Source organism: Rugamonas sp., assembly GCF_025354735.1.
Taxonomy (GTDB): Bacteria; Pseudomonadota; Gammaproteobacteria; order Burkholderiales; family Burkholderiaceae_D; genus Rugamonas.
Genome location: NZ_JANXMI010000027.1, coordinates 1 through 8985, shown reverse-complemented (window position 1 = coordinate 8985; position 8985 = coordinate 1). Strand labels below are relative to the sequence as shown.

At 65.3% G+C, this 8985-nt stretch carries 6 protein-coding genes; 5 read left to right on the top strand and 1 reads right to left on the bottom strand.

The genetic code is table 11. The features are described from left to right. The 5 genes from Q0S71_RS02475 to Q0S71_RS02455 form a co-directional block, all read left to right on the top strand. Positions 1 to 3766: Pls/PosA family non-ribosomal peptide synthetase (locus Q0S71_RS02475; protein WP_295990823.1), on the top strand; the 3766-nt coding region annotated here is incomplete at its 5' end. 52 nt (positions 3767 to 3818) lie between these two features. Then, positions 3819 to 4496, top strand: a complete 678-nt coding sequence (locus Q0S71_RS02470; RefSeq protein WP_295990821.1) for a 4'-phosphopantetheinyl transferase superfamily protein — start codon at positions 3819 to 3821, stop codon at positions 4494 to 4496. A gap of 75 nt (positions 4497 to 4571) precedes the next feature. Further along, entirely contained in the window at positions 4572 to 6593 is a 2022-nt protein-coding gene (locus tag Q0S71_RS02465) for an ATP-dependent helicase (protein WP_295990818.1), read from the top strand. 81 nt (positions 6594 to 6674) lie between these two features. Next, entirely contained in the window at positions 6675 to 7469 is a 795-nt protein-coding gene (locus tag Q0S71_RS02460; protein ID WP_295990815.1) for a response regulator transcription factor, read from the top strand. Between the two features lie 63 nt (positions 7470 to 7532). Further along, positions 7533 to 7943: a VOC family protein gene (locus Q0S71_RS02455; RefSeq protein WP_295990813.1), complete on the top strand. Its 411-nt coding sequence runs from the start codon at positions 7533 to 7535 to the stop codon at positions 7941 to 7943. A 116-nt stretch (positions 7944 to 8059) separates the two neighbouring features. On the opposite strand, the gene Q0S71_RS02450 is transcribed toward Q0S71_RS02455, so the two are convergent. Continuing rightward, on the bottom strand, positions 8060 to 8985 hold a 926-nt coding region (locus Q0S71_RS02450; protein ID WP_295990812.1), incomplete at its 5' end, for a hypothetical protein.

The following is an 8985-nucleotide window of genomic DNA, read 5'->3' as shown; positions in this document are numbered from 1 at the left end:
GCAGGCCGGGATCGCCAAGGCCGGCGCGGCCTGGCTGCCGGTCGATGAAGACACGCCCGTCGAACGCCTGCAAGTGTGCCTGGACGACGCCGACGGCGCCGGCGTCGTCACCTGCGCCGCGCTGGCGCCGCGCCTGGCCGGCATCGGCCGGCCCGTGTGGAGCGCCGAGGATTTGCTGATGCCGCCGGCCGCCGGCGCCACGCTGGCGCGGCGCGGCGCCGTCTCGCCGGACGCGCCGGCCTACGTCATCTACACCTCCGGCTCGACCGGCAAGCCGAAAGGCATCCTGATTTCCCAGCGCAGCATCTGCCACTTCCTGCGCAGCGAAAACGAAGTGCTCGGCGTGCGCGCCGACGACCGCGTCTACCAGGGCTTCTCGGTGGCCTTCGACATGTCGTTCGAAGAAATCTGGATCGCCTATCTGGTCGGCGCGACGCTGTGGATAGGCCCCAAGGACGTCAGCGGCGATCCCGAAACGCTGCCGCGCATGCTGACCGAGAACGCCGTCACCGTGCTGCACGCGGTGCCGACGCTGCTGGCGCTGTTCGTGGCGGACGTGCCCAACCTGCGCCTGATTAACCTGGGCGGCGAGATGTGTCCCGAGTCGCTGGTCGAGCGCTGGTCGCGCGACGGCCGCCTGATGTTCAACACCTACGGCCCGACCGAGGCCACGGTGTCGGCCAGCCTGGCCAGTTTGCGGCCGGCGCAGCCGGTCACCATCGGCACGCCGCTGCCCAATTACGGCCTGCTGGTGATCGCCGTGAACGACGGCGCCGACGGCGGCAAACCGGCGCCGGCGCTGTCGCTGCTGGCGCGCGGCGACATCGGCGAGTTGTGCATCACCGGCCCCGGACTGGCCGACGGCTACCTGGGCCGGCCCGACCTGACGGCCGACAAATTCCTCGTCAACCCCTGGAGCAGCGGCCATCACGACGCCCGCCTGTACCGCACCGGCGACCTGGCGCGCATCGACGCCGACGGCCAGGTCGTGTGCCTGGGCCGCGCCGACGACCAGGTGAAAATCCGCGGCTTCCGCGTCGAACTGGGCGAGATCGAAGCGGTGCTGGCGCAGCAGCCCGGCGTCGGCACGGTCGCCGTCCTGCTGCGCAAGGACGACGGCATGGACCAGCTGGTGGCCTACCTCGTGCCCGACGGCGCGGCCGAACTGTCGAACAGCGCACTGCGCCACGCGCTGGCCGCCGTGCTGCCGCCCTATATGGTCCCCGGCCGCTACGAAATGCAGGCCGCCATGCCGCGCCTGACCTCCGGAAAAATCGACCGCAAGGCGCTCAAGGCGATGCCGCTCAGCGCCGCGCCGGCCGGCGTGGCCGCCGATTCCGACCTGCCCGAAACGCCGGCCGAAGTGGCGCTGTTCGCCGCGCTGGCCGCGCTGTTCCCCGGCCAGCCGATACTGCGCCACGCCGATTTCTTCAGCGACCTTGGCGGCCACTCCTTCTTCGCCGCGCGCCTGGCCTCGGCCCTGCGCGCCGATCCACGCTACGCCCACATCACGGTGCGCGACATTTATCAGCGGCGCCAGGTCGGACAAATCGCCGCCGCGCTGGCCGACTCGCCCGAGGGCGGCAACGCCGTCGAAGCGGAATGGACGCCGCCGTCGGCGCTGCGGCGCTGGAGCTGCGGGCTGGCGCAGGCGGCCGCCATGCCCGGCCTGGTCGCGCTGCGCATGGCGCAGTGGCTGGCGCCGTTCTTCACCTACCACTTCTACACGGGCGACCCGGGCGACTCGGTGGCGCGCGCGATCGCCGCCTCGGCCGGCGTGTTCCTGCTGGCGACGGTGATGGAGTTTTTCATCGCCATCGGCGGCAAATGGCTGATCGCCGGACGCCTGCAAGCGGGCAGCTACCCGCTGTGGGGACTGACCTACTACCGCTGGTGGCTGGCCGACCGCCTGGTCGAGGCGGCGCCGGCGTATCTGCTGAGCGGCTCCTCGCTGTACACGTGGTGGTTGCGCGCGCTCGGCGCAAAAATCGGCCACGACGTCATCATCGGCTCCATGACCCTGCGCGCGCCGGACCTGCTGCGCATCGGCGACGGCGTCAGCGTCGGCAACGCCGCCAATTTTGAAAACGCGCGCGTGCAGCGCGGCCGCCTGCTGCTGGGGACCATCACGCTCGACGACGACGCCTGCGTCAGTTCCTACGCCGTCCTCGAAGGGAACACCCGGGTCGAAACGGCCGGCCACCTGGAAGGCCAGTCGGCCCTCAGCGACGGCATGACCGTGCCGGCGCGGCGCATCTGGCGCGGCTCGCCGGCGCGCGACGTCGGCGCCTTCGACGCGGCCGCCCTGCCGCCGCGCCCCGCCGTCACGGCCGCGCGCCTGGCCGCCGAAGCGCTGTTCTTCGTGCTCGGCATCCTCGTCATCGTCACGCTGTTCTTCATGCCGGTGTTCCCCAGCTTCGTGCTGATCGACTGGTTCGACGAAGCGGGCTGGCTGCCGCAAATCCAGGGCGACGACGTCAGTACCCAGCTGCTGCGCTACTTCGTGCTGGCCTTCCCCGCCAGCACGGTGCTGATCGTGCTCACCGCCCTGCTGTCGGCCGGCATCCGCTGGAGCGTGCTGCCGCGCTTGAAGCCGGGCCGCTCGGCCGTCCACAGCAACACCTACTGCGCCAAATGGCTGGTCAGCCAGATCCAGGAGTCCAGCCTCAATGTGCTGCACGGGATCTACGCCACCATCTACGCGCCGTTCTGGTATCGCCTGCTGGGCGCCAAGGTGGGACGCGACGCCGAAATCTCGACCGCCCTCGGCGTGGTGCCGGACATGCTGACCCTGGGCGACGAAACCTTCATCGCCGACGCCGTGATGCTGGGCGACGAACAGATCGACGGCGGCTGGATGACGATGCAGCCGACCGTCATTTCGCACCGCAGCTTCGTCGGCAACGGCTCCTACATCCCGGACGGCACCGTGCTGCCCGAGCACGTGCTGATCGGCGTCCATTCGCACGCGCCGGAAAACGACCAGATGGCCAGCGGCGACACCTGGCTCGGCTCCCCGCCGATCAACCTGCCGGCGCGCGAGCAGACCAGCGGCTATTCGGAATCGTTGACCTTCCACCCGTCGCCGCTGCGGCGCCTTGGGCGCGGCCTGATCGAAGCGTTCCGCATCGTCGCGCCGCACGCGCTGGTGATCGCGGTCGGCTACACGCTGGTGCTGGGCGTGATGCCGATCGCCGGCGCCGGCCGCTGGGGCGAGGTGATCTGGGACTTGACGCTGGCCGGACTCGCTTATGGCGTCGGCAATTACTTCTTCGTGGTCGGCTTCAAGTGGCTGCTGATCGGCCGCTATCGCAAACAATCGGAGCCGATGTGGACCCCGTTCGTGTGGCTGTCCGAGGGCGTGACGAATCTGTACGAGGGCATCGCCGTACCGAACTTCATGCGCTACCTGCGCGGCACGCCGTGGCTGCCGCTGGCCTTCAACCTGCTGGGCGCCAGGATAGGACGCGGCGTCTACCTCGACACCACCGACATCACCGAATTCGATTGCGTCGACATCGGCGAGTACAGCGAACTCAATGCGCTGAGCTGCCCGCAGACCCACTTGTTCGAAGACCGCGTGATGAAGATCGACCGCGTCGTCATCGGCAAGCGCGTTTACATGGGGCCGCGCAGCTCCGTGCTGTACAGCGCCGCCGTCGGCGACAACGCCCGTCTCGGCGCGCTGACGCTGGTGATGAAGGGCGAGCACATTCCGGCCGCGTCGCACTGGGTCGGCTGCCCGGCCGCGCCGGCGCGCGCCTGAGCCGCATCGGCCATGGCGGCCGTCGCGATCACGCATATCGTTGGGAGCAGGGATGAACTGGAGCGGCACGCAAAATCCGCCGGCGCCCGATACGGCGCCGGGTGAGCGCCTGCCGGTCTATCTGTGGCCGGACGCCGCGCCGGACGCCGGCGGCGGCGCGCACGATATCTTCGTGCTGGCCGTGCGCACGGACGAAGGCCGGCAGCGCGAACGCGCCCGCCTTCAAATCCGCGAGGCGGTGCGCGTGGCATTGAGCCGGGTGCTCGACATCGATCCCGCCGCCATCGCGCTGCCGGCCGCGCAAGGCCGGGCGCCGCGCGTGGTCCTCAATCCTGCGCCGGCGCGCGCCGGAATCAACGCGACCGAAACGGCTGCTGCGACTGCGGCGCCAAGCGGCATCGGCATCTCCATCAGCCACGAATCGGGACTCTCGCTGGCCGCCGTCAATCTGCGCGGCGCCATCGGCGTTGACCTGATGCGCGTACACGAAGTCGCCGACTGGGAAGTCGTCGCGCGCGACTACCTCGGCCCGGACGCGGCACGCACTTTGGCCGCCATCCCGGCAGGCCAGCGCGCAAAAGCCTTTGCCGCCGCCTGGACCGCGCGCGAAGCCGGCCTCAAATGCCTCGGCCTCGCGCTTCAAGAATGGCAACCAGCGCCCCTGCCCTGCCGCCAGCTGGAACTTCTTCTGCCCGACGGTTACGCCGGCAGTGTCGCGATACCGTTTTGATCCGCGCGGTCATTCCATGACCAGCCGCCGCCGGTGCTACACTGCGAACCGCGTACCGCCCCATCAGGAGAACAGTTGAGTACCACGAACGCGCCCCAATTCACGCCCAAGCGCATCGCGCCGACCGCCGAGCAGACCGCGATCCAGACCGCGCAGCAGCGCGTGATCCTGATCGACGCCAACGCCGGCGCGGCCAAGACCACCACGCTGGCGCTGCGCATCGCCGAGTCGATGCATCGCGGCCGCGCGCCCGAAAAAATCCTCGGCCTGGTGTTCACCGCCGCCGCCAAGCAGGCCCTCAAGCTGCGCCTGAAGGAAATCGGCGTCGCCGCGCCCCTGATCGCGCGCATGACCATCGCCACCTTCGACGACTACGCCCGCACCATCCTGGCCGGCCTCGAATTCCACCCGACCGACACCTTCGACAGCTACGAAGCGATGTATCCCTACGCGATACAGGCGCTGGAACAGGTGGCGGAAAAATACGCCGAGCGCTACCCGCTGACGATCAACGCCAGCAACTCGGCCATCATGCAGTTCCTGAAGCTGCAACTGCGCACCAAGGCGCGCATGGATTTCCACCGTCCCGAATTCGAACAGGGCTCGATCGAAGACCGCTTGTTCCTGCTGCCCGACGTCTCGCTCACCAGCCTGTTGTGGATGGCCGAGTACGAGCGCGTGCGCGGCGGCGACACCGGCGAGGTGCGCTTCCGCGCCGCCTTCGACGCCACCTACGACCTGGTGCGCCTGATGGAGGACGACGAAGAACTGCGCGCCTCGCTGCCCGAATTCCAGGTCATCGTCGCCGACGAACTCCACGATCTGAACGAAGCGTCGTTCCGCTTTTTGACCATGCTGATACGGCGCAGCGGCGCCTTTTTCTGCGGCGCCGGCGACAAGGACCAGGTCATCTACACCTGGTCCGGCGCCGACCACCAGTTCCTGCGCGAGCGCTTCGGCGCCGAATTCCCCAAGCTGCAAAGCTATCCGCTGACCAGCTCCTACCGCTACGGACCGGAACTGGCCGAAGCCGTCGCCAGCCTGAAGGCCAAGGAGAGCGCGTCGGCGCTGGCGCGCGGCACGCAGATCGACCTGCTGACCTACGACGCGGCCGACCGCGACGCCTGCACGGCGCAACTGGTGGCGGCGATCCGGCGCTGGAACGCCGATGGCCACGACAGCGGCGGCGTCGCCGTGCTGCTGCGCGACCGCGACCAGTCGGTGCGCGTCGAGAACGCGCTGTTCCAGAACAATATAGGCTACCGCTTCGTCGAGATGCACAGCTACCTGGCCAGCCAGGAGATTTTGATGCTGCGCGCCCTGGTGGCGCTGGCGCGGCGCAATCTGCACTGGGTCGGCAGCGCGCAGCGGCGCGCCGACATCTTCGAGGCGCTGGTGTTCTTCACCGAGATCCCCTACCAGCGCGACGAACTGAAACAGGCCAAGATCGACATCGCCAACTATCCCGAGATGCTGGAAGGCTTCCTCGACAACCACCTGAAAAAATCGGCCAACAACGAGCGCGCCAGCATCACCGCGCAGGCGGTCGAGTATCTGCGCGGCCTCGATGACGAGATGCCCGTCGGCGTCGCGCTCGAACACGTGGTGCAGCTGATGAAGCTCGATGAAGCAGCGCGCCGCATCTACGTCGACAAAGCGCAGGCCGACGTCGTCACCCGCTCCATCGCCGGCTTCATCGACGTTTGCGGCGAAGCCGAGGTGACGCTGGCGGCCTTCCCCGAATGGCTGGCGGCGATGGAGCAGGCGCTGGCCGACAGCGCCCAGCACCAGCGCGTGACCATCGCCTGCATCGACCAGATCAAGGGACTCGAATACGCGCACGTCATCATGCCCTACCTGAGCGCGACCGAATTCCCGCGCCTGGGCGCGGCCGCGCTGGAAGAACAGAACCGCTTCTACGTCGGCATCACGCGCGCGAAAGATCGATTGACGCTGCTGGCGCCGGCCGACAATGGCGCCGCCAGCGCCTACATCGCGGCGATGGACCTGGCGCAGTCCGGCGCGCTCGGCACGCGCCTGCTGCGCACCGCGCAACTGCGCGCCGAAATCGCGCGGCAAAAAGCGCAGAGCCGCTAGGCGGCGCCGGCGCCGCCTGCGATATCGACGCGCCGTCTCGCGCGCCGATGCTGGCAATCTGAAATTTCCATTGAGATGAGAATGATTATCATTTATCATCCCGATATGACCCTGCCCACCCCGCCCGCCTCCATCCTCATCGTCGACGACGATCACGGCATCCGCACCCTGCTGGCCGATTATCTGGAACGCCACGGTTATCGGGCGCGTGGCTGCGGCGACGGCGACGCGATGTGGCGAATACTCGCCGCCAGCCCGCCCGATTTGCTGATCCTGGACCTGAACCTGCCGGGCGACGACGGCGTGGCGCTGTGCCGCAAGCTGCGGCCGCGCTGGTCGCTGCCCATCATCATGCTGACCGCGCGCGGCACCACGGGCGACCGCGTGCTCGGGCTGGAAACCGGCGCCGACGACTACATCACGAAACCTTTCGAGCCGCGCGAACTGCTGGCGCGCGTGCGCAACATCATCGGCCGCAACCGGCTGTCGGCGCCGCGCGTTGACGCCTTCGTCGACGAAGACCAGCTGCACTTTCCCGGCTGGACGCTGGACCTGAACGCGCGCCACCTGATTGACGCCCAGGGTATCGTCATCATGCTGTCGAGCGTGGAGTTCCAGCTGTTGCGGCTGTTTCTGGAGCATCCGAATCGCGTACTCAGTCGCAACCAGCTGCTGGAACTGAGCCGAGGCCGCGTCCACAACCCGTTCGACCGCGCCATCGACATCCAGATCTGCCGCCTGCGCCAGAAACTCGGCGACGACGCCCGCCTGCCGACGATGATTAAGACGGTGCGCAACGGCGGCTACGTGTTTGCCCAGCAGGTCAAGCGGGGAACCCAGCCGGGCGCTCTGCCTTCAGAAAAACGTATCCAATAAATTTTTACGTATATTTTTTACTAAAATTTCACTTCTTTTATAACTCGACCGTCGGGAGTTTTGGTGCTAACCGGGATCAACCATCTGACGCTCGCCGTTAGTAATCTGCCAAGCAGCCTCGATTTCTATACTCGCCTGCTCAATTTCCGCCTGCACGCAGTATGGGATACCGGCGCCTATCTTTCGCTGGGTGAGCTCTGGCTTTGCCTATCGCTGGAGCCGCCTCCCGCAAACGAACACTCGCCGAGCTATACGCATTACGGATTCACGATCGAGCAATCGGCTTTCATTGCGTTCCAGACGCTGCTGAAATCCGAAGGCGTTAAAGAGTGGAAGCTGAACCGGAGCGAAGGCGACTCTTTCTATTTTCTTGACCCCGACGGCCACCAACTCGAGGCGCATGTCGGCACGCTCAGTTCGAGGATTGCGCAATGTCGCGACCAGCCATACGCCGGGATGCGCATCTTTGACTAGAAATGCGGCATCGAAGCACCGATGTGTATCGGGTCCGGCTTCCATGCTTTCGTCAGCGTGCTTGGCAGTCCAGGCCTGAAGCGGAAAGAATAGTATTTTATTTTATGGCGTTGATTTTATTTCATTCGCCGCCAGTTCTCAGGCAGATCAAACGGCTTCACCGTCGTATCATAGGAGTAAAGATAAGTCGCTTCAGGGCCATCGAGCTTCCCATCTGCCCAATGAATTTCTCTAAAAGAAAAGGGCGTACCATCCCTCGTCACTACCAAGGTATAGATGTTGTGGTTGGCGTGGGGACTACTGGTAATAAATTTCCGATCCAACAACATCATAACGTCAGCCTGATCGATAACATAAGATGCGCAGCTATCGCCGCCACAGGTCACGGACGATACTTCGATCGAGGTAATGGCTTCGGGCGTCAGTTCATGAATCCCGAAGTTCAAACCAATATCAATATCCGTATTCTCGCATTCAAAGCGCTCGACGCCGGCCCGTGAACAAACCACTTGTCCGACAACAATGGTTTCTGAATTTTCCCTGACCTCCCGAAATTTTACTGGTGATAACGAAAAAAACTCGTCGTATCCTACCGAACGCCGTCCATTGGCTTCCATAAAATGAACATCGTCACGCAGGCCATTTTTTGCCTTTTCCAGCAAAATAGAATTTGCTAGATTGCGTACACCTATCAAAGAGTCGAGATTGTCGGGTGCCGGATAAAGTCGTCGAAAGCCTTTTGCAGTGAGATGCGAAGCTTTGAAAACTCCCTCGCTCATTTCATTGGCCACTGTGCTACAGCCGGAATCAACCGGCGTGGAAGGATCACTGGCTGGAGCACAATCGGACGATGCCGTGACGCTTAGTACCGTCATATTCTGTGCCTCCACCGCAGAACAAATTAAGGTGAGCTCTAATAACTCGATTTTGACGGCGTAAAGCGGTGAGCAGGCCGCTTGCCCAATGTCGGCGGTTGTAACGGCCGATCCGGCGACGCGTGGGAAATGGCAAGGCAAGGAACAAACTGGGCGATCTGGGGGCG